The sequence below is a fragment of the Salmonella sp. SA15303 genome (assembly GCF_029962125.1).
Classification (GTDB): domain Bacteria; phylum Pseudomonadota; class Gammaproteobacteria; order Enterobacterales; family Enterobacteriaceae; genus Salmonella; species Salmonella enterica.
Genome location: NZ_CP123924.1, coordinates 4,276,288 through 4,302,833 on the forward strand (window position 1 = coordinate 4,276,288; position 26,546 = coordinate 4,302,833).

Genomic DNA, 26,546 nt, shown 5'->3' on the forward strand with positions numbered 1-26,546 from the left:
GCTTGCCCGGCCTACAGATAATTGACCCTCTTCTGTTTGAAGAGGGTATTGCTCACTCTGCCGCTTTTTTCTTCGCCGCACGCTTCGCTTTGGTCGCTGCGGCTATTTTCTGCGTTTTAGCCGATGGCTTTTTTGCTTTTCTCGCGTCTTTCTTCGCTGCTTTCGGCTTCGCTTTTTTCTCGCCGCGGAAGGCGCTATCAGGCTCGAAGTTAACTTTTTTACCTACCTGACGACGTTTACCGGCGTTTTTACTTTCACCTTTTTTCGCTTTTTCACGCGCCGTTTTGCCGACGTTACGCGGTGCGCGCTCGCTGGAGATCAGGCTAAAGTCAATTTTCCGTTCGTCCATATTCACCGCTTCGACGCGTACCTCGACCCGGTCGCCCAGGCGATATGTCTGCCCGCCGGACTCGCCAATCAGACGTTGCCCTACCTGATCGAAGCGATAGTAATCGTTATCCAGTGAGGAAACGTGTACCAGCCCATCGATAAACAGTTCATCAAGACGGACAAAGAAGCCGAAACCGGTGACGCTGGCAATCACGCCCTTAAAGACGTTGCCTACCTGATCCAGCATAAAGTCACATTTCAGCCAGTCGGAGACATCACGCGTCGCTTCATCAGCGCGGCGTTCCGCCATCGAACAGTGCTGACCGAGCTGCAACATCTCTTCCATCGAGTAGTGATAACCGCCCGTTTCTGTGGTGTTGCCCTTGTTCCCTTGCTCTTTCGCCAGCAGGTACTTAATGGCGCGGTGCAAAGAAAGATCCGGATAGCGGCGAATCGGCGAGGTAAAGTGCGCATAAGACTGCAACGCCAGGCCAAAGTGCCCGCGGTTTTCCGGATCGTAAATCGCCTGCTTCATTGAACGCAGCAGCATAGTTTGCAGCATTTCGGCGTCCGGCCGGTCGGCAATCGATTCAAGCAGTTCGGCATAATCGCGCGGTTCCGGTTTGTTTCCGCCCGGCAGCTCCAACCCCAGCTCCGCCAGTACGGAGCGGAATGAGGTGATCGCTTCGGTGGTGGGCTTATCATGAATACGGAATAACGCCGGCTCTTTAGCTTTTTCGACAAAGCGCGCCGCCGAGATATTCGCCATGATCATGCACTCTTCGATAAGCTTATGCGCGTCATTACGCTGGGTCTGTTCGATACGCTCAATGCGACGTTCGGCGTTAAAGATAAACTTCGCCTCTTCGCTCTCAAACGAGATCCCCCCGCGCTCTTCACGCGCTTTATCCAGCACTTTGTAGAGGTTGTGCAGCTCTTCAATATGCTTCACCAGCGGCGCATATTGTTCACGCAGATCCTGATCGCCCTGCAGCATATGCCAGACTTTGGTATAGGTCAGACGCGCATGGGAGCTCATCACCGCTTCATAGAATTTGTAGCCGGTCAGCCGACCTTTCGCCGAGATGGTCATTTCACAGACCATACACAGCCTGTCAACCTGCGGGTTTAGCGAACACAGACCGTTGGAGAGCACCTCCGGCAACATTGGGACAACCTGTGACGGGAAGTAAACCGACGTGCCGCGATTGCGCGCCTCGCGATCCAGCGGCGTTGGCGGCCGTACATAATAGCTCACGTCAGCAATAGCGACCCACAAACGCCAGCCGCCGCCGCGTTTTTTCTCACAGTAAACCGCGTCGTCAAAGTCACGGGCATCTTCGCCATCAATAGTGACCAGCGGCAAATCGCGCAGATCGACACGACCGACTTTCGCCTCTTCCGGCACCTCTTCTTTCAGCCCGGCGACCTGCTGCTCTACCGCCTGCGGCCAGATGTAAGGTATTTCATGGGTACGCAGCGCCATATCAACCGCCATACCGGTGCCCATATTGTCGCCCAGCACTTCGACGATTTTCCCTACCGCTTTAGTACGGCGAGTTGGACGTTGGGTCAGTTCAACCACGACCACGAACCCCATCCGCGCGCCCATGACGTCTTCTGGCGGGATAAGAATGTCGAAGCTTAGGCGGCTGTCGTCCGGCACCACAAAGCCGACGCCCGCATCGGTGAAATAACGCCCGACTATCTGACTGGTTTTCGGTACCAGTACACGGACGATACGCGCTTCGCGGCGACCTTTACGATCGGCGCCCAGCGGCTGCGCCAGCACCTGATCGCCATGAATACAGGTTTTCATTTGCTCGCTGGAAAGATACAGATCGTCTTTGCGGCCTTCGACACGTAAGAAACCGTAACCATCACGATGACCGATCACGGTGCCTTTCAGCAGGTCGAGGCGTTCCGGCAGCGCATAGCACTGGCGGCGGGTAAAGACCAGTTGTCCGTCGCGCTCCATCGCGCGCAGGCGGCGACGCAAGGCTTCAAGCTGCTCTTCGCCTTCAATATTCAGTTCTACGGCCAGTTCTTCGCGACTGGCCGGTTTTTCACGTTTCGTTAAATGTTCGAGGATAAATTCCCGGCTCGGGATAGGATTCGCGTATTTTTCTGCTTCGCGTTCCTGGAAAGGATCTTGTGACATTGAGGTTCCTCCATTGTCATCTCTAATGAAGTTTACTTCACTCCACCAGTAATAATTTATAAAGCGGTTGATTCTCTTCAACCAAATCGGCAAGCGTGTAGTTATCCAGCTCCTTGAGAAAACTCTGCACGGCCTTAGAAAGCGCCTGTTTCAGACGACAGGCAGGGGTGATGTGGCAAAATTCGCTGCTACAGTTGACCAGTGATAAGGGTTCCAGCTCACGCACCACATCGCCAATACAAATAGTATTAGCCGGTTTACCCAGGCGGATACCGCCATTTTTTCCCCGAACGGCGGTGACAAAGCCCGCCCGGCTAAGCTGATTGATAATTTTGACCATATGATTACGGGACACGCCGTAGACTTCTGTCACCTCAGAAATGCTGGTCATTCGTCCATCTGGTAACGACGCCATATAGATTAGCGCACGTAAGCCGTAATCGGTGAAACTCGTTAACTGCACATCAACCTCAGGAAAAGGGAAAACGGGAAAAATACATTTATATTGATGATAAACCAGCCACAAGCTGTGTCGCTAATTTATTTCAGTTCGGGGAAGGAAAAAAGCGAGGATTTAACACTGTGTCGGATAGCGTAATGGCTTACCCGACACAGCAATGTATCACACTGTTAGCCCGGCAAGCAAAATATCTGCCAGGCGTACCAGATTTACGCGTCGAACGGGTCGCGCAGAATCATCGTCTCAGTACGATCGGGGCCGGTAGAAATAATATCAATCGGCACGCCGGTCAGTTCTTCAATACGCTTGATGTAGTTCAGCGCCGCCTGCGGCAGACCGCTACGATCTTTCACGCCGAAGGTGGATTCAGACCAGCCCGGCATGGTTTCGTAAATCGGCTCTACACCTTTCCAGTCGTCAGCTGCCAGCGGAGTGGTAGTCACTTCGCGACCATCCGGCATACGGTAAGCCACGCAGAGTTTCACCTCTTTCAGGCCATCCAGCACGTCCAGTTTGGTCAGGCAGAAGCCAGACAGGGAGTTCAGCTGTACCGCACGACGAACGGCAACGGTGTCCAGCCAGCCGGTACGACGACGACGGCCGGTAGTAGCGCCATATTCGTTACCCTGCTTGCAGAGGAACTCGCCGGTTTCATCAAACAGTTCGGTCGGGAACGGACCCGCACCTACGCGAGTGGAGTAAGCTTTGAGGATACCCAGAACGTAATCAACATAACGCGGGCCCAGGCCGGAACCGGTCGCCACGCCACCTGCAGTGGTGTTAGAAGAAGTTACGTACGGATAAGTACCGTGGTCGATATCCAGCAGGGTACCCTGCGCACCTTCAAACATGACGAAATCGCCACGCTGACGCGCCTGGTCGAGCAGGTCCGAAACGTCAACAACCATAGAAGTCAGGATGTCGGCAACAGCCATCGTATCATCCAGAACTTTCTGGTAATCAACCGCTTCAGCTTTGTAGTAGTTAACCAACTGGAAGTTGTGATATTCCATCACTTCTTTCAGTTTTTCAGCGAAGGTTTCTTTGTCGAAAAGGTCACCAACACGCAGACCGCGACGTGCCACTTTATCTTCATAAGCAGGCCCGATTCCACGCCCGGTGGTGCCGATCGCTTTCGCGCCACGCGCTTTCTCACGCGCGTTATCCAGCGCAACGTGATAATCAAGGATCAGCGGACAGGCTTCAGACAGCAGCAGACGCTCACGAACGGGGATGCCACGGTCTTCCAGTTCTTTCATCTCTTTCATCAGCGCGCTCGGAGACAGCACAACACCGTTACCGATGATGCTGGTTACATTCTCGCGAAGAATACCTGATGGAATAAGATGGAGAACGGTTTTTTCACCGTTGATTACGAGAGTATGGCCTGCGTTGTGACCGCCCTGGTAGCGTACAACATATTTAGCCCGTTCAGTCAGAAGATCGACGATCTTTCCTTTACCTTCGTCACCCCATTGGGTGCCCAGTACGACGACGTTGTTACCCATTTTTCAAAATCACCGTTTGCTTAAAAATGGATTCTACCATCGCTTTTTCAGATATACAGCACTTTTTGCACTCAATCTGCGGCAAATCCGACCACTTTTTGCTCAGCCAATCGTTTTCCTCAACATGTAGTAGACCACAACTCCCGCGACCACAAGTCCGCCGCCAAAACGACGTAAAACATTTTCCGGCAGTTGCGCCAGTGCCGAAACCATTTTTTTCCATGCGCCGGGATACAGCATCGGTCCCAGCCCTTCGAGGACTAATACCAGAGCAAGCGCCAACCAGATTGTTGAATTCATTTATCGCCCTTATAAAAGAAAACCACCGGCATCCTTTGGATGCGGTGGTTTTGCTGGTCTAAAACCGCTGACGCTATTTTAGCGTGTCGTCGAACTCGGTGTCTTCATGTAGCGGAAGAAATCGCTGTCCGGGCTCAGTACCATCACGTCCTGATTACCTTCGAAGCTCTTCTCGTAAGCGCGCAGACTACGAATGAACGCGTAGAAATCAGGGTCCTGGCTGAACGCGTCGGCAAACAGCTTCGCGGCTTCAGCATCACCTTCACCACGCATGATACGCCCCTGACGCTCGGCTTCCGCCAGAGTTTTCGTCACCTCATAGTCAGCAGCCGCACGCAGTTTTTCCGCTTCTTCCTGACCTTGTGAGCGATGACGACGCGCGACCGCTTCACGCTCGGCGCGCATACGGTTGTAAATCGCCTCAGAAACCTCGGTCGGCAGGTTGATCTGCTTAATACGCACATCGACCACTTCGATACCCAACGCCGCCATACTGTTCGGGTTGATGACCGGTACTTTACCTTTGGTTTCCGCCGTGACGCGTTCCGCCGCTTCGGCAATCGCGTCATCCGCCGCCGGGGTCGCTACTTCATCATCGGTACCGGCTGAACCGGAGTTCAGCGCGTCGCGCACCTCCAGAGTCAGACGACCACGAGAATCGGTCACGATGTCTTTTACGTCCAGGCGACCAATCTCAGAACGCAAACGGTCCGAGAACTTACGTTTTAACAGCACTTCGGCTTGCGAAATATCGCCGCCGCCGGTCGCCAGATAGTAACGGCTAAAGTCGCTGATACGCCATTTGATGTAGGAGTCGACAATCAGGTCTTTCTTCTCTTTAGTCACAAAGCGATCGGCCTGGTTATCCATCGTCTGGATACGCGCATCAAGCATTTTCACTGATTCAATAAACGGGATCTTAAAGTGCAGACCCGGCGCGTAAACCAGCGGTTTGTTCTCATCGTCACGCAGAACTTTACCAAAACGCAGCGTAATGCCGCGCTCGCCCTCTTTGACCACAAAGACGGACATGTAGAGCACTACCAGCACGATGATGATAATCGCAATAACTGACTTACGCATCGTTATTCCCCCTGACGCTGGTAGTCGTTACGCTGCGCATTCGCGCGGCGTTGGTCCATAATATCGCCCTGATTTGAGGACGACGTGTTGCTTGCTCCGCTGGCGTTAGACTTTGTGGACGGCGGCAGGCGCAGCAGGTTGCTGGCGCTATTGTCGCTCTTTGCCGCCGGCGCATTCCCGCCTTTCAGCATCTGATCTAACGGCAGCACCATTAAATTACCGCTCTTGTCGTTAACCAGTACTTTACGGGTATGGCTCAGCACTTTTTCCATCGTTTCAATATACAGACGCTCGCGTGTAATCTGCGGCGCGGCTTTATATTCCGGCAAAATCTTCGCAAACCGGGCGACTTCACCCTGCGCTTCCAGGATAGTCTGGGTTTTATAGGCGCGTGCCTCTTCCAGAATACGCTGCGCCTGACCGTTGGCGCGCGGCTGAACTTCGTTGGTATACGCTTCCGCTTCACGAATGTACTGCTGCTCGTTTTCACGTGCGGCAATCGCGTCGTCAAAGGCGGCTTTCACCTCTTCCGGCGGGCGCGCAGCCTGGAAGTTCACGTCCAGCAGGGTAATCCCCATGTTGTACGGTTTGATAGTCTCTTCCAGCTCGCGTTGGGTATCGCTACGAATAACGGTACGACCTTCGGTCAGGATGCGATCCATCGTGTATTTACCAATGACGCCACGCAGCGCGCTGTCGGTGGCCTGACGCAGGCTATCGTCCGGGCTGGTCACGCTAAACAGATATTTCTGCGGATCGGTGACGCGGTATTGCACGTTCATTTCAACGCGCACGACGTTTTCATCAGACGTCAGCATCACGCCTGACGCCGCCAGTTCGCGCACCGCTTCGACGTTCACCGGCGTGACGTCGTCAATAAATGTCGGCTTCCAGTTCAGACCTGGCTCTACCAGATGGCTGAATTTACCAAAACGCGTCACAACGCCGCGCTCGGCTTCTTTAATGGTATAAAAACCGCTGGCCGCCCAGATAATGACTACTGCCGCCGCGGCGATGGCGACAATACGGCCTCCCAGTTGCGGACGTGGGCCTTGCGATGAGCTACCGCCGCCGGAACCGGTGCCTTTACCGCCCCCAAAACCACCGAGTTTTTTACTCAGCTTACGGAAGATATCATCCAGATCGGGAGGTCCCTGATCGCGGCCACCTTTGTTTCCATTTCCCCCAGAGTTGCTGCCAGGTTTGCTGCTTCCCCACGGGTCGCGGTCCTGTCCGTTATTACCGGGCTGATTCCACGCCATGTTTGTGCTCCATATTTGTTATGCGGTGATCCCCGTTGTCTTTCGACCTCAGAGGATAAGGCGAAATTACTCCATGCTTCAGACGAACCGCCGTTACAGACATCATCTTTCAGGCTGCGTCTTGAGTGGCGGCTTTTTTACCCCAGGTCACTTCGTTGTGAGCTCCTGAGATTCTCTCAGCTACCGCCTCAATACGACCTGAATGACTTCGCGTCTAGATCACGTATTCGATCAACGCCGGTTCTTGTTTACAGAGGCGACGCCAGTCGACAATCGGCATTCGTACCTGCAGACTGACGCTACCGTCTTCCTCCATCCACTCTTTTTCTATTGCCTGAAGCTGATAAAACCGGCTTCTCAGACGCCCTTCCTGCGGCGGCAAACGCAGCGTATGCTGCGCCACCTCGCCGGAAAGACGCTCCGTCAAAGCCTGAAAAAGCTGTGGTATTCCCACGCCGCTTTGCGCTGAAAGCCAAACGCGGATGGGTTTATTCTCTTCATCTCTGTCGATACGCGGTTCAAAGTCGTCCAGCATATCGATTTTGTTCATCACCATTAAGGTGGGGATTTCGTGAGCGTCAATCTCTTCAAGAACGGTGTTTACCGCCTCGATGTTTTCCTGCACACGAACATCCGCCGCATCGACCACATGCAGCAGCAGCGTCGCCTGACGCGTCTCCTGCAGGGTAGCTTTAAAGGCAGCCACCAGATCGTGCGGTAAATGGCGGATAAAGCCTACCGTATCCGCCAGAACGGTTTCACCGACATCCGCTACATCAATACGACGTAATGTGGGGTCCAGCGTCGCAAATAGCTGATCTGCCGCATAGACCCGCGCTTCAGTGATCTGATTAAAAAGGGTGGATTTTCCGGCGTTGGTATAGCCCACCAGCGATACCGTCGGAACGTCGGCCTTGATGCGCGACTGCCGCCCCTGCTCACGTTGCTTCTCAACTTTCTCCAGGCGCGACTGAATCTGCACAATGCGATTACGCAGTAAACGACGGTCGGTTTCGAGCTGGGTTTCACCCGGACCGCGCAAACCAATCCCGCCTTTCTGACGTTCAAGGTGGGTCCAGCCACGCACCAGACGCGTAGCCAGATGGCGTAGCTGCGCCAGCTCAACCTGCAACTTACCTTCATGGGTACGCGCACGTTGGGCAAAAATATCTAAGATAAGACCGGTGCGATCGATAACCCGGCACTCGCACAAACGCTCCAGGTTTCGCTCCTGGGCTGGACTCAATGCATGATCAAACAATACGACCGCTGCGCCAGTCGCTTTCACGGCTTCCGCAATTTCAACTGCCTTACCTTCACCTACAAAGTACTTCGGGTGCGGTGCTTTACGGCTACCGGTAATCACCTGCATTGCTTCGACACCGGCGGAAGAGACCAGAGATTCAAACTCCTGGAGGTCTTCCATATCTTTGTCTTGCGAAAAATAGATGTGTACCAGTACCGCCTGCTCACCGGCATCATAACGGTCAAACAAGCGTAAACCCTCTTAATAACCAGCGGGGGCGATTATCCGACGCCCCCGACATGGATAAACAGCGCGTGAACTTATTCAGTCTCTTCGCTGTCCTGTTGCGCAGTAGACCCCTGCGCGTTGCTACCGTGATGGTAGTTATTGCTGGCGCCGCCACCGGCATTGTTGCTGTGATGGGAAACCGGGCGAGACGGGACAACAGTAGAAATCGCGTGCTTATAAACCATCTGGCTGACCGTGTTCTTCAACAGGATCACGAACTGATCAAAGGACTCGATTTGACCTTGCAGCTTAATACCATTCACCAAATAAATAGAAACTGGAACACGTTCCCGACGCAATGCGTTCAGGAACGGATCTTGTAAAGATTGCCCCTTAGCCATTCTCTTTTCCTTATATGCTTATTTGTACTTTGAACCTTTCGATTCTGAAAAATTGCGCACGATACGTCTCAATTGTACACATTCAGTCTGCGATAGCACCAACAACCTGTAATACTTCTTTTCGCGCCCGATCGGGATTCTCACTGTCAAGCCAGCGCACCCCTTCCCAACCGCGCAACCAGGTCATCTGGCGCTTCGCCAACTGTCTCGTGGCGCAAACACCTCTATAAACCATTTCATCATATGAGATTTCGCCCTCAATGTATGACCACATCTGGCGGTATCCCACACAACGGATGGAAGGCAAGTCCGTATGCAAATCTCCTCGGGCAAAAAGCGCCCGGACTTCTGCTTCAAAACCTGAAGCCAACATCTGATGAAAACGCAGTTCAATGCGCTGATGGAGCAGTTCACGGCTCGCCGGGGCGATAGCGAACTGATGCACCTGGTACGGTAGCGCGTCTCCTGACGTTTGCGTTAGCTCCGTTAAAGTTTTACCCGAAATGAAAAAAACTTCCAGTGCCCGGGAAAGTCTTTGCGGATCATTTGGATGAATTCGCGCGGCGGCAACCGGATCTATCTCCTGAAGTTGCTGATGCAACGCCTCCCATCCAAGCTCCGCTGCTTGCTGCTCTATCCGGGATCTGACTTCCGGATCTGCTGAAGGCAGCGGCGATAACCCTTCCAGCAATGCCTTAAAATACAGCATGGTACCGCCCACTAACAGCGGGATACGCCCCGCAGCGGTGATCTCCGCCATTTGCGCTAACGCGTCGCGGCGAAAATCCGCCGCCGAATACGCCTGCGACGGGTCGCGTATATCCAACAGTCGATGCGGCGCCGCTTTCAGCTCATCGGCATTCGGCTTAGCCGTGCCAATATCCATTCCCCGATAAATGAGGGCGGAATCAACGCTTATCAACTCTACTGGCAAAACTTTACGCAGTTCTATCGCCAGCGCCGTTTTGCCGGAGGCCGTCGGCCCCATCAAAAATATCGCCTTAGGCAGGCTCGCCTTGCTTACATCATTCATGCTTCAGGGCGTTCATCGCCGAATGTAAATCAACAGGTTGTAACAGGCCACCCGGCGGCGCTTTTACCAGCTGCGGACATAGCCGCTCAACATCCGCCAGCAGCGATATGGCCTGCGCCATCGACCACTGCGGATGTTCGCTCTGCACATTACGCGCTATCCATTGTGCAATATTGACCGTTGCAAATGTGGTCTGTTGCGCCAGGTAGCCTATCAGTTCAGGAATCAAGATTTGTAAATTTTGTTGTCGTAAGGGTAAAGGCACCGCCCGAATGGTCACATGCTGCGCATCTGACTGAAATTCAATACCCAATTCTCCCAACAAAGATTGGGCTTTTTGCAGCGCGGCTTTTTCATCGGCGCTCACTTTTAAACGCAGCGGAATCAGCAACGGCTGCGCGCAAACCGGACTTTGACCCGGTGTAAGCTGCGCCTGACGCAGCCAACGCTCCGCAACCGGTAGCGACAAGAGCTGGATAGTCCCCGCGTGTTCCAGCAACGCGCAGTCACCGCCGACTATTGTCAGTACGCGACCGAAACTCTGGCTATGTCCGTCAAGCGCAGGCGTAACCGACTCCGGCGCGGGGCTCGCCGTCGGCGTCTGTAAAAGCGTGCGATAAACCTCGCCCTGCTGCTTCTGATAACCTGGCTGCGCGTGCGGCCAACCACCTGCGGACTGACGCCCGCCGTTACCGCCCGATGCGCCGCCGGAATAACGCGGTGTCGCGGGCTCGCGCGCCGCAGTTGGCTCGGCGGGTACAGCAAAATGGTTGCGCCCGGCGGCGATACGGTTTTCCGGGACATGCCGCGGCGCTGGCGCAATCTCCTCCAGCGGCAGCGCCGTTTCCGTCTGCTGTTGCAGAACGCTCAGCACCCCTTGATAGATGAAGTCGTGCACCAGCCGGGATTGATGAAAACGCACTTCGTGCTTGGCGGGATGAACATTGACATCCACCTGATGCGGGTCAATCTCCAGATACAGCACAAACGCAGGCTGTTGGTCCGCGCCCAGTTTATCTTCACAGGCCTGGCGAATGGCATGGTTGATCAAGCGGTCGCGCATCATGCGGCCATTCACATAACAGTACTGGATCTCCGTTAACGCCGTGGTGGTGTGATTCGGATCGGCGACCCAGCCGCGCAGGGTCAGATCGCCATGCTGCCACTCGATCGCCAGTGCCTGTTCGAGAAACGGCGTGCCGCAGATGGCGCCTAACCGGCGCTCTTTTTGCCCGTCCTTTGCGACAGCGCGATACTGCCGTACCAATTTGCCGTTGTGCGACAGGTTAAGCGTGACGTCAAAACGGGCCAATGCAATACGACGGATGATCTCATCGATGTGATTAAATTCCGTTTTTTCGGTACGCATGAATTTGCGCCGGGCGGGCGTATTGTAAAAGAGATCCAGAACTTCCAGGGTGGTGCCGACCGGGTGCGCGGCGGGTTTTACCGTCACGTCCATATCGCGCCCTTCCGCATACGCCTGCCAGGCTTCCGCCTGCTCCGCCGTGCGCGACGTTAGCGTCAAACGCGAGACCGAACTGATACTGGCCAGCGCTTCGCCGCGAAATCCCAGACTGATAATCGCTTCCAGATCGTCAAGCGAGGCGATTTTACTGGTGGCATGACGGGCCAGCGCCAGCGCCAGCTCCTCTTTTTTAATGCCGCAGCCATTGTCGCGAATACGAATAAGCTTCGCGCCGCCACGCTCGATGTCGATATCAACGCGGGTGGCGCCTGCATCCAGACTATTCTCTACCAGCTCTTTAACAACCGACGCAGGGCGTTCCACCACTTCGCCAGCGGCGATTTGGTTCGCAAGCTGCGGCGGCAGAACCTGAATCGGCATGAAATCTCCTTAATTCGCGGCGGTTATGGCGCCAGGCTGGTTGGTACTGGCCGTCTGGCCTGGGCCGCCCTGCGGCGCAGACTGGATCGGATGCGCTGCAAAGTACTTACGCAACCCCCGGTATATAGCGTCAGCAATCTGCTGCTGATAGCGGTCGCTCGCCAGCAATCGCTCTTCGCCGTGATTACTGATAAAGCCCGTCTCCACCAAAATGGACGGGATATCCGGCGAACGCAACACGCCCAGGCTAGCGTGTTCCGGGCGGCGTTTATGCAGCGACCCCACGCCGTCGAGTTGGCTTAGTACGTTCGTCGCCACATCATACCCTACCCGCTGCGAATGACCGAATTGCAAATCCAGTACCGCCTGGCTCAGGTAAGGGTCTGACTGACTGTTCGCCAGCACATCGCCAGCGCCGCCTAACAGTTCGGATTGCTTCTCATGCTGCTCAAGCCAGTTTGCCATTTCGCTGTTCGCGCGACGATTGGACAATACCCAGACGGAGGCGCCGGTGGCGTCGCGATTTGGCGCGGCATCCGCATGAATAGAGACAAGAAAGTTGGCGTTTTGCTTACGCGCCACATCAGACCGCCCCATCACCGAAATAAAATAGTCGCCGTCACGCGTCAGCACGCCTTTAAACATCGGATCGTTATTCAGTAATGTGCGTAACTTACGCGCGATGGCGATGGTGACATTTTTCTCGCGCGTACCGCCCGGGCCTATCGCGCCGGGGTCCTGGCCTCCATGTCCGGCATCAATAGCAATCACCACTTTATCGCCAGCGCCTGCCGACGCGCGCGCCGCAGGCCGCGTAACGGTATTGCTGCTGGTTACGCCGGTCAGGCGATCATCAGAAGATTTAAACGGATTACGGGCCGGCTCCGTCGGGCGAGGCGCGCTTTCAACCCGTTTCGCGACGACAGGCGGCGGTGGCGGCGGAACATCGGCATTAATGGTGAAAATGACCGTATAGTTGCCGCCGTTTTGCCGCTTCACCGCCTCGGTTTTACCATTTTCCGTCAGATCGACAAGCAACCGTAAAGATTGCGCATCTTTCGGCGTTCCAGCACGGATCGTTTTTACCAGATTGTTACCGCTAAACTGAAGCGGCAGCCCCTGAATCACGCCGGTCTGCCTGATATCCAGCGCCACAGTCCGTTTACCGTCCTGTGAGTAAGCATATTCCGGCTCGCCGATAAAACTCAGCGTAATGCGCGCCTGCTGCTCGCCGTTGGACACCTGAATATCAGAGAGACTGGCGGCGCCCGCCTGCGCGCACAGCAGGATTAAGGCTGCTATTACGGCATTTTTGATGCGATAAATCATCCCGCCACCTTTATAGCTAATCGGCTAAACGCGCCAGTAACGAATGACCCGATGAGGATACCGCGCTTACGCGAGCCTCACGCCCCTGCGCCTGGTAATCAATATGGATTTCGACGTCCGGGTCGGGGAGAACGCCTTTACCTTGTTGCGGCCACTCAACCAGACAAATGGCGTCGTTGGCGAAATAATCGCGAATGCCCATAAACTCCAGCTCCTCCGGGTCCGCAAGACGGTATAAGTCGAAGTGATATACCATCATGTTATCAATCGCATAAGGCTCTACCAGCGTATAGGTGGGGCTTTTTACATTACCGTTATGGCCTAACGCCTGTAAAAATCCCCGGCTAAACGTCGTTTTACCGGCACCTAAATCGCCATACAGATAAATAACGGTCGCGCCATCGCAGGCGTTGGCTACCCGTTGCCCCAGGTCTAGCGTCGCCTGTTCGTCAGGTAGCGGAATTACTCGATTCATCATGGTTTACGTCAATCACATCAGGGTTAACAATACGCCGCAGCGTAGTAAAAAGATCGGTCGCCAACATGCCGCGAGCGCCATAACGCGCTGCCAGTAAGTCCGCCGCCGCGCCGTGAGCCACACATCCCACACATGCCGCATCATACGGGGTAAACTTCTGTCCGAGCAATGCACCGATGATGCCGGACAGGACATCGCCCATCCCGCCGCTCGCCATCCCCGCATTACCAGCGTCAATGATAGCCAGAGGGTGGTGTTCAGCGGCGATAATCGTTCCTGCGCCTTTTAACACGACCACGCCTCCATACCGTTTTACCAGACGCTGTGCTGAAAGTAAGCGATCACTTTCAATTTCTGCCACAGAACATCCTAACAGGCGGGCCGCCTCTCCCGGATGCGGCGTAATCACGCGATTGTGACGTTTATCAGGATTGATTGCCAGTAGGTTCAACGCATCCGCATCCCACAGCATAGGTTTACGGACGTTTTCTACTTTCTGTAAGGCTTTTTTGCCCCATTCCTGCTGTCCAAGCCCCGGGCCGATCACCACAACGTCAGCCCAGGTCAGGCTCTCTTCCAGCGACTGAGGCGTGAGTTCATGTACCATCAGTTCCGGGCGGGCCGTCAGCAACGGCGCGATGTTTTCACCGCGAGTCAGTACTCTGACCAACCCAGCCCCCGTACGCAGCGCCGCCTCGCCAGCCATCCGAATTGCGCCCGCTGTTCCCTGGTCGCCGCCAATAATCGCCAGACGACCATGATCGCCCTTATGCGAGGTCGGTCGACGCGGCGTTAGCCATTGCCCCAACTGCGTCGCGTCAAAACGCCGGAGCGGCGGCGTCTGGCTCGCCAGCCAGCCTTCCAGTCCCAACGCGTCATAATGCAATATGCCGGTAACGTCACGCGCTTTGCCGGTCAGCAGGCCTGGTTTCAGGGCGATAAACGTGACCGTATGCGCGGCGCTTATCACCGCGCCAGGCGTGGCGCCCGTTTGCGCCAGCAGACCTGACGGGATATCGACGGCGACAACCGGCGCAGGATGGGCGTTCGCCTGTTCAATCAGACCGGCTACCGGGTCGCGCGGTGCCTGGGCTATGCCGGTGCCAAGCAGCGCGTCGATAATCAGATCCGTCGCTTCCGGCCAGATAATATCGGCAGCATGGATGATGCCGCCGGCATTCAGCCAGGCATCGCGCGCCTGCGCCGCTTCTTCAGGCAACGGTTTGTCGCTCTCCTGCGCCAGCAACGTTACGCTAATGCCCGCCGCTTGCGCTAGTCGCGCCACGACGTAACCATCGCCGCCGTTGTTGCCATGACCACACAACACCAGCCAGTGTCGGGTGTCAGGATAACTGTCACGGGCTACCCGAAATGCCGCGTCGCCAGCGCGCAGCATCAATTCATAGAGTGTGAGTCCGAAGGCATCCGCCGCATCGCGTTCCAGCCGTTTGATGTCATCGGCGGGCCAAATGGAGTGTGGTATACTTACAGGGTTTTTCTTCATGTTATGGTCCATCATGTCAAAGCCCCTCGATCTCAATCAGTTAGCGCAAAATATTAAGCAGTGGGGGCTGGAGCTGGGCTTTCAGCAGGTCGGTATTACTGATACCGATCTGCGCGCATCCGAACCTGCGCTGCAGGCGTGGCTGGACAAACAATACCACGGCGAGATGGCATGGATGGCACGCCACGGTATGATGCGCGCCCGGCCTCATGAACTCTTACCCGGTACGCTACGTGTCATCAGCGTGCGCATGAACTATCTGCCCGCCAACGCCGCGTTTGCCAGTACGTTGAAGGATCCCACGCTGGGCTACGTTAGCCGATATGCGCTGGGGCGTGATTATCACAAGCTGTTACGCAGCCGCCTTAAAAAACTGGGCGAGCAGATCCAGCAGTACTGCGGTTCGCTGAATTTTAGACCGTTTGTCGACTCTGCGCCTATTCTTGAACGCCCATTAGCGGAAAAAGCCGGACTTGGCTGGACGGGTAAGCACTCACTTATCCTTAATCGGGAGGCGGGCTCATTCTTTTTCCTGGGGGAATTGCTGATTGATTTACCGCTGCCGGTCGACCAGCCGGTCGAGGAAGGTTGCGGCAAATGCGTCGCCTGTATGACCATTTGCCCGACCGGGGCGATTGTCGAACCGTATACGGTGGACGCGCGGCGCTGTATTTCTTATCTCACCATTGAGCTGGAAGGCGCTATTCCGGAAGCATTTCGCCCACTGATAGGCAACCGTATTTACGGCTGCGATGACTGCCAGCTTATCTGTCCGTGGAATCGTTACTCTCAGTTGACCGACGAAGCAGATTTTAGCCCACGCAAGGCGCTGCATAACCCAGATTTGGTTGAGTTGTTTAGCTGGAGCGAAGCGCAGTTTCTGAAAGTCACTGAAGGTTCTGCGATTCGGCGCATTGGTCATTTACGCTGGCTGCGCAATGTTGCCGTCGCGCTGGGGAATGCGCCGTGTAGTAATGCCGTCATTACGGCGCTGGAAAGCCGCAAGGGTGAGCATCCACTTCTTGATGAGCATATCGAATGGGCGATTGCGCAACAAATTGAAAAGCGCAACGCCTGCATCATTGAAGTGCAGCTACCGAAAAAACAGCGTCTGGTCAGGGTGATTGAAAAAGGGCTGGTGCGCGATGCCTGAATTATTCACAGGCTGTGTATAAAAATAAAAACACATTGCGATTCAAGAGGGAAAAAAGGAACAGACAATAACGCTAACGTTTTGAAATCTTATTTTTTCTATATTTTTCAGTAAATTATAGAAATTCTACGCGTCAGGTATAATTTTTTGCATTCCAGGAGTAATGGGCCGCCCTGTGGATAAGTCTGTTTACAAGGATCTGACGAAAGCGGAACAAAACGTGCCCCAACGCGATATTCGTTGTGGATAATTTTACTGTAGATAAGAATTGGAGCGGGAAACGAGACTCGAACTCGCGACCCCGACCTTGGCAAGGTCGTGCTCTACCAACTGAGCTATTCCCGCATAATCTTCGTCTTTCGAACCGTTACTGCGTTGGCTGCCTTCACTCGCCTGAGTCACTTACTTCAGTAAGCTCCTGAGGACTCATTCAGTTGCCGCCTTGTCGCAATTCGAAATCCTGCGATTGGTGGTCTGTGCTTAACAAGCACTTTCAAATTTTGGAGCGGGAAACGAGACTCGAACTCGCGACCCCGACCTTGGCAAGGTCGTGCTCTACCAACTGAGCTATTCCCGCATAATCTTCGTCTTTCGAACCGCTACTGCGTTGGCTGCCTTCACTCGCCTCAGTCACTTACTTCAGTAAGCTCCTGAGGACTCATTCAGTTGCCGCCTTGTCGCAATTCGAAATCCTGCGATTGGTGGTCTGTACTTAACAAGTACTTTCAAATTTTGGAGCGGGAAACGAGACTCGAACTCGCGACCCCGACCTTGGCAAGGTCGTGCTCTACCAACTGAGCTATTCCCGCAAATTTGTTGCTGTCGTAATTCGCATTTCTGCGTCGTTACGGGAGGCGCATTATACGAGAAATCCATTTAGCTGCAAGCCCCTGAACGCATTTTTTCGCGATTTTTGTTTGAATGCTGATTAAATCACCAAACAAGACAAAAAACGAGCAAAGCGTGCGCTATGCAACAAAAAACTTTTCACGCCACGCCTAAAGGCACAGAATCAGAATAGCACCCTGCGCCAAAAAAAGAATAGCACGGTGACCACAACATCCAATTGATATCAGGGATCAAGATGAAAAAAAAACTTATTGTCATGCTGTTAGCCAGCCTCTCCGTTCACGCCGCTTCCGTTTCCGCCAGAACATTACATTTTGGCACCTCCGCCACCTATGCGCCCTATGAGTTTGTCGATGCCGATAATAAAATTGTTGGTTTCGATATTGATGTCGCCAACGCGGTCTGCAAAGAGATGCAAGCGGAGTGCTCATTTACTAACCAGAGCTTTGATAGTCTGATCCCCAGCCTACGCTTCAAAAAGTTTGATGCGGTGATCGCCGGTATGGATATGACGCCCAAACGTGAGCAGCAGGTCTCCTTTAGCCAACCCTATTACGAAGGTTTATCGGCGGTAGTCGTCACGCGTAAAGGGGCTTATCACACTTTTGCCGATCTGAAAGGCAAAAAAGTCGGTCTGGAAAACGGTACAACGCATCAGCGCTATTTGCAGGATAAACAACAAGCTATCACACCTGTCGCCTATGACAGCTATCTAAACGCCTTTACCGATCTGAAAAACAACCGTCTTGAGGGCGTGTTTGGCGATGTCGCCGCGATTGGTAAGTGGCTAAAAAACAATCCGGATTACGCCATCATGGATGAACGCGCCAGCGATCCTGACTACTACGGAAAAGGGTTAGGCATTGCGGTACGCAAAGGCAACGACGCGCTATTGCAAGAAATTAATGCCGCGCTCGACAAGGTGAAAGCGTCGCCGGAATATGCGCAAATGCAAGAGAAATGGTTTACGCAGTAATTCAGTGGCGGGAGAGCTGCCGGATGAGACGCTGTGGCGTTGCCATCCGGCATGTTACGCCTCACAGCTTAATGAAATGCTCGCGGTAGTAAGCCAGCTCCGCCACCGACTCGCGAATATCATCCATCGCCTGGTGCGTGCCCTGCTTGGTAAAGCCGGCCAGAATCTCCGGCTTCCAGCGGCGCGCCAGTTCCTTGAGCGTACTGACATCCAGATAGCGATAGTGGAAGTAGGCCTCCAGTTCCGGCATATATTTAAACAGAAAACGACGATCCTGACCGATGCTGTTACCGCAAATCGGCGACTTACCCGCAGGCACCCACGTTTTCAGAAATTCAATCGTCGCCAGTTCAGCGTCTCGTTCGCCCATCGTACTTGCCTTAACGCGATCTACCAGGCCGCTACCGGTATGGGTGCGCACGTTCCAGTCATCCATTAACGCCAGTTGCGCATCGGATTGATGTACCGCAATCGTCGGCCCTTCCGCCAGAATGTTCAGGCTGGCATCCGTCACCAGCGTGGCTATCTCAATAATGCGATCGCGCTCGGGGTCCAGACCTGTCATCTCCAGATCGATCCAAATCAGGTTGTTTTCATCGGCACTCATGCTATTTTCCACCCTTCAGAGGTCACATTCACTGTGACTATATTCATCTACAATTGCGTGTATCATAGATGTTTTGCCCACTATGGGCGACCAGGAGCCAGTACGATTGAGCAAAAATAAACTCTCCAAAGGCCAGCAGCGCCGTGTGAACGCCAATCACCAGCGTCGTTTAAAAACGTCCGCGGAGAAAGCCGACTACGATGACAACCTGTTTGGCGAGCCTGCAGAAGGTATCGTCATTAGCCGTTTTGGTATGCATGCCGATGTGGAGTCTGCTGACGGCGAGGTTCACCGTTGCAATATCCGCCGCACTATCCGTTCGCTGGTGACGGGCGATCGCGTCGTCTGGCGTCCGGGCAAAGCCGCCGCAGAGGGCGTCAACGTAAAAGGCATCGTTGAAGCGGTGCATGAGCGCACCTCGGTATTGACGCGCCCGGACTTCTACGACGGCGTGAAGCCTATTGCCGCCAACATTGACCAAATCGTTATCGTCTCCGCGATTTTGCCGGAGCTGTCGCTGAATATCATCGATCGCTATCTGGTCGGCTGTGAAACCCTACAGGTTGAGCCGCTTATCGTACTCAATAAAATTGATCTGCTGGACGACGAAGGTATGGACTTCGTTAATGAGCAGATGGATATCTACCGCAATATCGGCTATCGCGTGCTGATGGTCTCCAGCCATACGCAGGATGGTCTGAAACCGCTGGAAGAGGCGTTAACCGGTCGCATCAGTATTTTTGCCGGGCAGTCCGGCGTCGGAAAATCCAGTCTGCTAAACGCTCTGCTCGGCTTACAGAACGAGATTCTGACGAACGATGTGTCGAATGTCTCCGGTCTGGGTCAACATACCACTACCGCTGCTCGTCTGTATCATTTCCCGCATGGCGGCGATGTCATTGATTCCCCCGGCGTGCGCGAGTTCGGCTTATGGCATCTGGAGCCGGAACAAATCACCCAGGGCTTTGTCGAATTTCATGACTATTTGGGACATTGCAAATACCGGGACTGCAAGCATGACGCCGATCCAGGCTGCGCCATTCGCGAAGCGGTAGAGAACGGCGCTATCGCGGAAACCCGTTTCGAAAATTATCACCGAATTCTTGAAAGTATGGCGCAGGTAAAAACGCGTAAAAACTTTTCTGATACGGACGACTGACAGATACGCTAGGCGTCGTTAGAATCGTCCCCTTTTTTCAGGATACCGGTATAACTGCCGGTTCAGGAACAACAATGGCCTGGAGGCTACCTTGTTAAACTCATTTAAACTTTCGCTACAATACATTCTGCCGAAACTATGGCTCACTCGCCTGGCGGGCTGGGGCGCAAGCAAACGAGCAGGATGGCTGACAAAACTGGTTATCGATCTCTTCGTAAAGTATTACAAAGTCGATATGACCGAGGCGCAAAAACCCGATACCGCCAGCTATCGTACGTTCAATGATTTCTTTGTTCGTCCGCTGCGTGATGACGTGCGTCCGCTCAATACCGATCCTAACATCCTGGTGATGCCTGCTGACGGCGTGATAAGCCAGTTGGGTCGTATCGAAGAAGATAAAATTTTGCAGGCCAAAGGCCATAATTACAGCCTTGAAGCGTTGCTGGCGGGTAACTACCTGATGGCGGATAAGTTCCGCAACGGCACGTTTGTGACCACTTACCTCTCCCCTCGCGACTACCATCGCGTGCATATGCCATGCAACGGCATCCTGCGTGAAATGATCTACGTACCGGGCGATCTGTTCTCCGTTAACCATCTGACCGCGCAAAACGTCCCCAACCTGTTTGCCCGCAACGAGCGCGTTATCTGTCTGTTTGATACCGAGTTCGGCCCTATGGCGCAGATTCTGGTCGGCGCAACAATTGTCGGCAGTATCGAAACCGTCTGGGCGGGGACCATTACCCCGCCGCGCGAAGGCATCATCAAGCGCTGGACCTGGCCAGAAGGCGAACATGAAGGGTCTGTCGCCTTGTTGAAAGGCCAGGAGATGGGGCGCTTTAAACTGGGTTCCACGGTCATCAACTTATTTGCGCCGGGGAAAGTGAATCTGATCGCGTCGCTGGCAAGCCTGTCCGTTACCAAAATTGGCCAACCGCTGGCTACGTCGACCGAAACATTCGTCGCGCCGGAGGTGGAACCTGCTCCGCTGCCGGCAGAAGAAATTAAAGCTGAACACGACGCCAGCCCGCTGGTTGACAATAAAAAAGACGACACCTAATCAAGAGAGAATGCTGACGTGCGCCTGATTATCGCTTTTCTGATGGCCTGGTGCCTCAGCACGGGGGCGTTCGCCGCAACGGCCCCCGACGCCAAACAAATCACGCAGGAACTGGAGCAGGCAAAAGCGGCGAAGCCCACTCAGCCGGAAGCCGTTGAGGCGCTCCAGACTGCGTTAAACGCGCTTGAAGAGCGAAAAGGCTCGCTTGAGCGCGCGAAACAATATCAACACGTTATTGATAACTTCCCTAAGCTATCCGCCACCTTGCGCGCCCAGTTGAATAATCTGCGCGATGAACCTCGCAGCGTACCGCCAGAGATGTCCACCGAAGCGTTAAATCAGGAGATCTTGCAGGTTAGCAGCCAGCTACTGGATAAAACCCGCGAGGCGCAACAGGAGCAGGAGCGCGTCAGGGAGATCGCCGACTCGCTCAGCCAGCTTCCCCAACAGCAAAACGACGCCCGCCGCCAGCTTAATGAGATTGAGCGACGGCTCGGCGCCGCAGGCGGAAATGCCGCGCTTAGCCAGGCGCAAAGTCTCAGTATGCAGGCGGAGTCCGCCAAACTAAAAGCGTTAGTCGACGAACTGGAGTTGGCGCAACTGTCCGCCAACAACCGGCAGGAACTGGCTCGTCTGCGTTCCGAGCTGGCGGAAAAACAGAGTCAACAATTGGATGCGTATCTTCAGGCGCTGCGCAATCAGCTCAACAGCCTGCGCCAACGTGAAGCGGAACGCGCGCTGGAAAGTACTGAGCTGCTGGCGGAAAACAGCGCCGGTTTGCCGGAAGGCATCGTCGAACAATTTAAAGTCAACCGCGAGCTGTCACAGGCGCTCAATCAACAAGCGCAGCGGATGGATCTGGTCGCCTCGCAGCAGCGACAGGCCACCAGCCAAACGTTACAGGTGCGCCAGGCGCTCAATACGCTGCGGGAGCAGTCGCAATGGCTTGGCGTGTCCAACATGCTTGGCGAAGCGCTGCGCGCGCAGGTCGCCCGTCTGCCAGAGATGCCTAAGCCGCAGCAGCTTGATACGGAAATGGCGCAGCTACGCGTTCACCGTATGCGCTATGAAGAATTACTCAATAAGCAACCGCAGCTACGGCAAATACGTCAGGCCAATGGACAGCCGCTGACCGCCGAGCAAAACCAGATTCTTGACGCCCAGCTTCGCACTCAGCGCGAGCTGCTCAACTCGTTGTTACAGGGCGGCGACACGCTGATCCTGGAGCTGACCAAACTGAAAGTCTCCAACAGCCAACTGGAGGATGCGCTTAAAGAGGTTAATGAAGCGACCCACCGTTATCTGTTCTGGACCGCTGACGTTAGCCCGCTATCGCTCTCCTGGCCTGTTGATTTGGTTCAGGATTTACGTCGGCTTATCTCATTAGATACGTTTAATCAGTTAGGTAAAGCCAGCATCATGATGCTGACCAGCAAAGAGACGCTACTGCCGTTATTCGGCGCGCTGGCGCTGGTCGGGTTTAGCCTCTATTCACGCCAACACTTCAACCGGTTCCTTGAGCGCTCGGCCTCGCGCGTCGGGAAAGTCACCCAGGATCACTTCTCGCTGACGCTGCGAACGGTGTTCTGGTCGATTCTGGTCGCCTCACCGCTGCCCGTCTTGTGGGCGACGCTCGGCTATGGTCTACAGGAAGCCTGGCCGTATCCGCTGGCCGTCGCCATCGGCGATGGCGTGACGGCGACAGTACCGCTGTTGTGGGTAGTCATGATTTGCGCCGCTTTTGCCCGCCCTAATGGTCTGTTTGTGGCGCATTTCGGCTGGCCGCGAAACCGGGTAGCGAAAGCGATGCGCTACTACCTGATGAGCATTGGGCTGATCGTGCCGCTCATCATGGCAGTGATCATGTTTGATAATCTTAACGATCGGGAGTTTTCCGGCTCGTTGGGCCGCCTTTGCTTCATCCTGATATGCGGCGCGCTGGCGCTGGTCACGCTGAGTCTGAAAAAAGCGGGCATCCCGCTCTATCTTGATAAAGAAGGCAACGGCGACAACATGGTCAACAGCCTGCTGTGGAATATGCTGATGGGCGCGCCGCTTATCGCGATTCTGGCGGCGGCGGTGGGTTATCTGGCCACGGCGCAGGCGCTACTGGCGAGACTGGAAACCTCGGTCGCCATCTGGTTCCTGTTGCTGGTCATTTATCACGTCATTCGCCGCTGGATGCTGATCCAACGACGCCGACTGGCTTTTGACCGCGCCAAACATCGTCGGGCGGAAATGCTGGCGCAGCGCGCGCGCGGCGAAGAAGAACCGGCGCACTCCTCCAGCCTGGAAGGCGCGGTCGACATCGATGAAAGTGAAATCGATCTTGACGCTATTAGCGCTCAGTCGCTGCGTCTGGTCCGCTCAATTCTGATGCTTATCGCCCTGCTATCGGTAATTGTACTGTGGTCGGAAATCCACTCGGCATTCGGCTTCCTGGAGAATATTTCGCTGTGGGATGTCACCTCTACGGTGCAAGGCGTGGAAAGCCTGGAGCCGATTACTCTGGGGGCGGTGCTCATTGCGATTCTGGTCTTTATCATCACCACGCAGTTGGTGCGTAATCTGCCTGCGCTGCTGGAACTGGCGTTATTACAGCATCTCGATTTAACGCCTGGTACCGGTTACGCCATCACGACCATCACCAAATATCTGTTAATGCTGATTGGCGGGCTGGTCGGTTTCTCGATGATCGGCATTGAGTGGTCGAAGCTACAATGGCTGGTGGCCGCGCTCGGCGTTGGGCTTGGTTTTGGCCTGCAAGAAATTTTCGCTAACTTTATCTCCGGCCTGATTATTTTGTTTGAAAAGCCGATTCGTATCGGCGATACGGTGACCATTCGCGATCTCACCGGCAGCGTGACCAAAATCAATACCCGCGCCACCACCATCAGTGACTGGGATCGTAAAGAGATTATCGTGCCGAATAAAGCCTTTATCACCGAACAGTTTATCAACTGGTCGCTGTCTGACTCCGTTACGCGCGTGGTGTTAACCATCCCGGCGCCAGCGGATGCCAATAGCGAAGAGGTGACGCAAATTCTGCTGACGGCGGCGCAGCGCTGTTCTTTGGTACTGGACAACCCGCCGCCTGAAATCTTTCTGGTGGATCTCCAGCAGGGTATTCAAATTTTCGAACTGCGTATCTATGCCGCGGAAATGGGACACCGTATGCCATTACGCCATGAGATCCACCAATTGATTCTGGCGGGCTTCCGCGAGCACGGTATTGATATGCCGTTCCCGCCGTTCCAGATGCGTCTGGAGAGCCTCGGCGGTAAACAAACGGGGAGAACGTTAACGTCAGCGGGTAAAACCAGCCGCCCGGCGGGGAGTTTGTAGCGCATGATCCAGGCAAGAAATGCCGGATGCGACCCGTCGGGTCTTATCCGGCCTACGGGCCGGCAATTAATCTGTAGGCCCGATAAGCTTGCGCCATCGGGCATTTCATCGCAGCTCACAGACATTTTCGGACTTATTATGCGTCCAGATCGGCAGCAGGCAGGTTAATTTCGCTATAGCGCATTCGGAATAAATCGCCGTAACCCACCAGTTCTCCGCGAAATACGAGGCATCTTATAACATACGCGCAATAAATATCCGACACATGTTTCCACTTATCCTCATCGCGATCCCTTAACGTGCCAATAGTCATTCCTACTACCATCGCAACCTTTCGACGTGCAACATGAACGGAAGAAAGAATAACCTTTTCTATTTCAAGGATATCTTCCGGAGTAAAATTGAGTGCCCTAACCTCATCTTCCGTGATAATCGGGTCTCTCGAACTATCATTCATAATGTTCTCCATCGGGCAATAAACGCCGGATGCGACCCTTGGGGTCTTATCCGGCATACGGTCTTTACTCCGCCGCCCACTCCGGATCAGCGCTCATGCGGCGGCTGTAATTCTGATAAATCGCCATCGCCAGCAGCGAGAAGAAGATCGGGCCGCCGATCATCCACAAGGCGCTGTCCCAGTCCCCAGCTTCAATCACCGGCTGGATGATGGTAAAGACGTTGGCAAACGTCACCACCAGCACCACAACACCCGTCGCGACCAGGGTAGAGGCTTTGGTTTTAAAGAGAACAAATGGCCGCTCCAGATCCTGACGCGCTTTAAAGAAGGGAAATGCCAGCGCAAGGAACAGGTATGGCAAGGTCATTGAGACGTTCGCCATCAGCGTGAGTTTGTTATAAAACGCCGATGCAGTGTCACCACCAAAAGAGACCAGCAAAATAAACAGACTCACCAGTACGCACTGTAGCCACATAGCGGTCGCCGGCATACCGTTAGCGTTCAGTGTCGTCATCGGCGCGGGCCACAACGCTTTTGGCGTCCCCTGAATAATGGCTTTCAGCGGTGAATAGCTCAACGTAAAAAACGCGCCGGTATAAGCCAGAAACATAGAAAGGCCGGTGATACGCGCAAACCAGACGCCCACCGTCATCGCTGCGTCCGGAGAAAGGTTTAACGCGTTACCTAATGTCGTGCCTAAACTCGACATCAGAATGTAGGTGATATTCCCTAAGTTAACGGCGCTATTACTTAATATCTGTTGCCAGTTAGTGCTGACGCCCCATAAAAAGATCGCCAAAGAATAACCAATTGAAATCACAATAGCCGCGAAAACAATACCTTTCGCAAAATTCTTTTCCGGTTTCTCGGTTTTATCCACCAGTCCGCCGACAGCCTCAATACCGCCGTAAGCAAAAATAGCAAATACCACAAATGACAACATTGCCAGGCCGGAGTGATAACCCGGATTCGGTGACGAGGTAAAATTAATTTCTTGTGCAAAATGCCCACCATTTAATAACAAAATAGCGACACTCACTAACAATAAAACTAAATTAAGACACATTACGGCAATACCTCCGACCGCCGTAATTCGCGCAATTTTATTGATCCCTCTGGCGGCGACACACGTCACCAGAATCATCCAGCCGACGGCGAGCAGCCCGACAACCTGCGTAGGCTCAAGCCCTGCAATACGCCAGTGCTGCGTCATATCGGCGCCAAAAACAAAAGTAGAAAACGGTACCCAAATTTTTGCCGCCGTACTTACCATCCATATGACATACGATGAAAACCACATAAACGTGCCAATAAACGCGTAACGTGGCCCCACGCTATTATTCATCCACGAATAGATCCCGCCCTCTTCTTTGCGATAAGCGGAACCCATTTCAGCCATCATTAAGGCGAATGGAATAAAAAACAGCAAGGCAGAAAATATATACCACGGGATTGCGCTATACCCCATTAAATAAAACGCCGACGGGCTATTCGCAAAACCAAAAACAGAAGTAAAAATCATCAGGATAAGCCCAATAAGGCTCATCTTTTTTATCGTGTGGGTCATTCAACCATCCCTTACGCTCGAGCGCGTTTGCCAGACGCCGCTCACCGATTGACGCCGCCTTCTTTTTTACGAAGGTCAGCGATAAAAAAATCAACACAGGATTGATACCTAAATGGCATCAAAGTTCCAGCCTTATGTTGTGGCAAACAGAGGATAATTGAAAAAATATGCTACAAAATGGCGCTTATTGCGCCATTTTAT

Annotated in this window: 21 protein-coding genes and 3 tRNA genes; 5 read left to right on the top strand and 19 right to left on the bottom strand. The window is 54.0% G+C overall.

Annotated elements, in window-relative coordinates:
• Positions 1-52: 52 nt before the first annotated feature.
• The 13 genes from rnr to nnr all read right to left on the bottom strand — a co-directional run bounded on the left by rnr (position 53) and on the right by nnr (position 15,187).
• Entirely contained in the window at positions 53-2,491 is a 2,439-nt protein-coding gene (gene rnr, locus QEN31_RS20995; protein ID WP_000076357.1) for a ribonuclease R, read from the bottom strand.
• A gap of 37 nt (positions 2,492-2,528) precedes the next feature.
• On the bottom strand, positions 2,529-2,954 hold the full coding sequence (gene nsrR / locus QEN31_RS21000; RefSeq protein ID WP_001177632.1) for a nitric oxide-sensing transcriptional repressor NsrR: 426 nt from the start codon (positions 2,952-2,954) through the stop codon (positions 2,529-2,531).
• A gap of 206 nt (positions 2,955-3,160) precedes the next feature.
• Positions 3,161-4,459: an adenylosuccinate synthase gene (gene purA / locus QEN31_RS21005; RefSeq protein ID WP_000527972.1), complete on the bottom strand. Its 1,299-nt coding sequence runs from the start codon at positions 4,457-4,459 to the stop codon at positions 3,161-3,163.
• Positions 4,460-4,561: 102 nt separating this feature from the next.
• Positions 4,562-4,759, bottom strand: a complete 198-nt coding sequence (locus tag QEN31_RS21010; protein WP_001089290.1) for a DUF2065 domain-containing protein — start codon at positions 4,757-4,759, stop codon at positions 4,562-4,564.
• Positions 4,760-4,837: 78 nt separating this feature from the next.
• Positions 4,838-5,842 carry a protease modulator HflC gene (gene hflC, locus QEN31_RS21015; RefSeq protein ID WP_001232417.1) on the bottom strand — a complete coding sequence of 335 codons (1,005 nt, stop codon included), beginning with the start codon at positions 5,840-5,842 and terminating at the stop codon, positions 4,838-4,840.
• 2 nt (positions 5,843-5,844) lie between these two features.
• Positions 5,845-7,104: an FtsH protease activity modulator HflK gene (gene hflK, locus QEN31_RS21020; RefSeq protein ID WP_000312505.1), complete on the bottom strand. Its 1,260-nt coding sequence runs from the start codon at positions 7,102-7,104 to the stop codon at positions 5,845-5,847.
• A gap of 214 nt (positions 7,105-7,318) precedes the next feature.
• Positions 7,319-8,599, bottom strand: a complete 1,281-nt coding sequence (hflX, locus tag QEN31_RS21025) for a ribosome rescue GTPase HflX (RefSeq protein ID WP_000460338.1) — start codon at positions 8,597-8,599, stop codon at positions 7,319-7,321.
• A gap of 71 nt (positions 8,600-8,670) precedes the next feature.
• Entirely contained in the window at positions 8,671-8,979 is a 309-nt protein-coding gene (gene hfq / locus QEN31_RS21030; RefSeq protein WP_001051875.1) for an RNA chaperone Hfq, read from the bottom strand.
• Positions 8,980-9,061: 82 nt separating this feature from the next.
• On the bottom strand, positions 9,062-10,012 hold the full coding sequence (gene miaA, locus QEN31_RS21035; RefSeq protein WP_001000734.1) for a tRNA (adenosine(37)-N6)-dimethylallyltransferase MiaA: 951 nt from the start codon (positions 10,010-10,012) through the stop codon (positions 9,062-9,064).
• Positions 10,005-11,861, bottom strand: a complete 1,857-nt coding sequence (gene mutL / locus QEN31_RS21040) for a DNA mismatch repair endonuclease MutL (RefSeq protein ID WP_001122537.1) — start codon at positions 11,859-11,861, stop codon at positions 10,005-10,007. The genes miaA and mutL overlap by 8 nt, the downstream gene beginning before the upstream one ends.
• 9 nt (positions 11,862-11,870) lie before the next feature.
• Positions 11,871-13,190, bottom strand: a complete 1,320-nt coding sequence (amiB, locus tag QEN31_RS21045) for an N-acetylmuramoyl-L-alanine amidase AmiB (protein ID WP_000640362.1) — start codon at positions 13,188-13,190, stop codon at positions 11,871-11,873.
• A 16-nt stretch (positions 13,191-13,206) separates the two neighbouring features.
• The gene (tsaE, locus tag QEN31_RS21050) at positions 13,207-13,668 is read right to left on the bottom strand and encodes a tRNA (adenosine(37)-N6)-threonylcarbamoyltransferase complex ATPase subunit type 1 TsaE (RefSeq protein ID WP_000981983.1); all 462 of its coding nucleotides are present in this window, start codon (positions 13,666-13,668) and stop codon (positions 13,207-13,209) included.
• Positions 13,640-15,187, bottom strand: coding sequence for a bifunctional ADP-dependent NAD(P)H-hydrate dehydratase/NAD(P)H-hydrate epimerase (gene nnr, locus QEN31_RS21055; RefSeq protein ID WP_000968675.1), 1,548 nt, complete (start codon positions 15,185-15,187; stop codon positions 13,640-13,642). Before nnr ends, tsaE begins: the two co-directional genes overlap by 29 nt.
• Here nnr and queG point away from each other — a divergent pair.
• Entirely contained in the window at positions 15,186-16,325 is a 1,140-nt protein-coding gene (queG, locus tag QEN31_RS21060; RefSeq protein WP_023137590.1) for a tRNA epoxyqueuosine(34) reductase QueG, read from the top strand. The genes nnr and queG overlap by 2 nt on opposite strands.
• A gap of 269 nt (positions 16,326-16,594) precedes the next feature.
• Here the strand turns inward: queG and QEN31_RS21065 are convergent.
• The 3 genes from QEN31_RS21065 to QEN31_RS21075 form a co-directional block, all read right to left on the bottom strand.
• Positions 16,595-16,670 (bottom strand) — tRNA-Gly (locus QEN31_RS21065).
• A gap of 156 nt (positions 16,671-16,826) precedes the next feature.
• Positions 16,827-16,902, bottom strand: a tRNA-Gly gene (locus QEN31_RS21070).
• 156 nt (positions 16,903-17,058) lie between these two features.
• Positions 17,059-17,134 (bottom strand) — tRNA-Gly (locus QEN31_RS21075).
• Between the two features lie 275 nt (positions 17,135-17,409).
• On the opposite strand from QEN31_RS21075, the gene QEN31_RS21080 reads away from it, so the two are divergent.
• Entirely contained in the window at positions 17,410-18,150 is a 741-nt protein-coding gene (locus tag QEN31_RS21080) for an arginine ABC transporter substrate-binding protein (RefSeq protein ID WP_000727897.1), read from the top strand.
• 61 nt (positions 18,151-18,211) lie between these two features.
• Here QEN31_RS21080 and orn read toward each other — a convergent pair whose 3' ends face one another.
• Entirely contained in the window at positions 18,212-18,757 is a 546-nt protein-coding gene (orn, locus tag QEN31_RS21085; RefSeq protein WP_001271546.1) for an oligoribonuclease, read from the bottom strand.
• Between the two features lie 106 nt (positions 18,758-18,863).
• Here orn and rsgA point away from each other — a divergent pair, with 106 nt between their 5' ends.
• From rsgA to mscM, 3 genes are all read left to right on the top strand, one after another.
• Positions 18,864-19,916 (top strand): small ribosomal subunit biogenesis GTPase RsgA, encoded by a 1,053-nt coding sequence (gene rsgA / locus QEN31_RS21090; protein ID WP_000041945.1) that lies wholly within the window; start codon positions 18,864-18,866, stop codon positions 19,914-19,916.
• Between the two features lie 91 nt (positions 19,917-20,007).
• Positions 20,008-20,976, top strand: coding sequence for an archaetidylserine decarboxylase (gene asd / locus QEN31_RS21095; protein ID WP_000934949.1), 969 nt, complete (start codon positions 20,008-20,010; stop codon positions 20,974-20,976).
• A gap of 18 nt (positions 20,977-20,994) precedes the next feature.
• A complete protein-coding gene (gene mscM, locus QEN31_RS21100; protein ID WP_001236763.1) occupies positions 20,995-24,321 on the top strand; it encodes a miniconductance mechanosensitive channel MscM in 3,327 nt (1,108 codons plus the stop codon).
• Positions 24,322-24,457: 136 nt separating this feature from the next.
• Here the strand turns inward: mscM and QEN31_RS21105 are convergent, their stop codons facing one another.
• Complete coding sequence (locus QEN31_RS21105) at positions 24,458-24,778, bottom strand: hypothetical protein (protein WP_001737341.1); 321 nt, start codon at positions 24,776-24,778, stop codon at positions 24,458-24,460.
• A 64-nt stretch (positions 24,779-24,842) separates the two neighbouring features.
• Positions 24,843-26,345: a glutamate/gamma-aminobutyrate family transporter YjeM gene (gene yjeM, locus QEN31_RS21110; RefSeq protein WP_000149871.1), complete on the bottom strand. Its 1,503-nt coding sequence runs from the start codon at positions 26,343-26,345 to the stop codon at positions 24,843-24,845.
• Between the last annotated feature and the right edge of the window lie 201 nt (positions 26,346-26,546).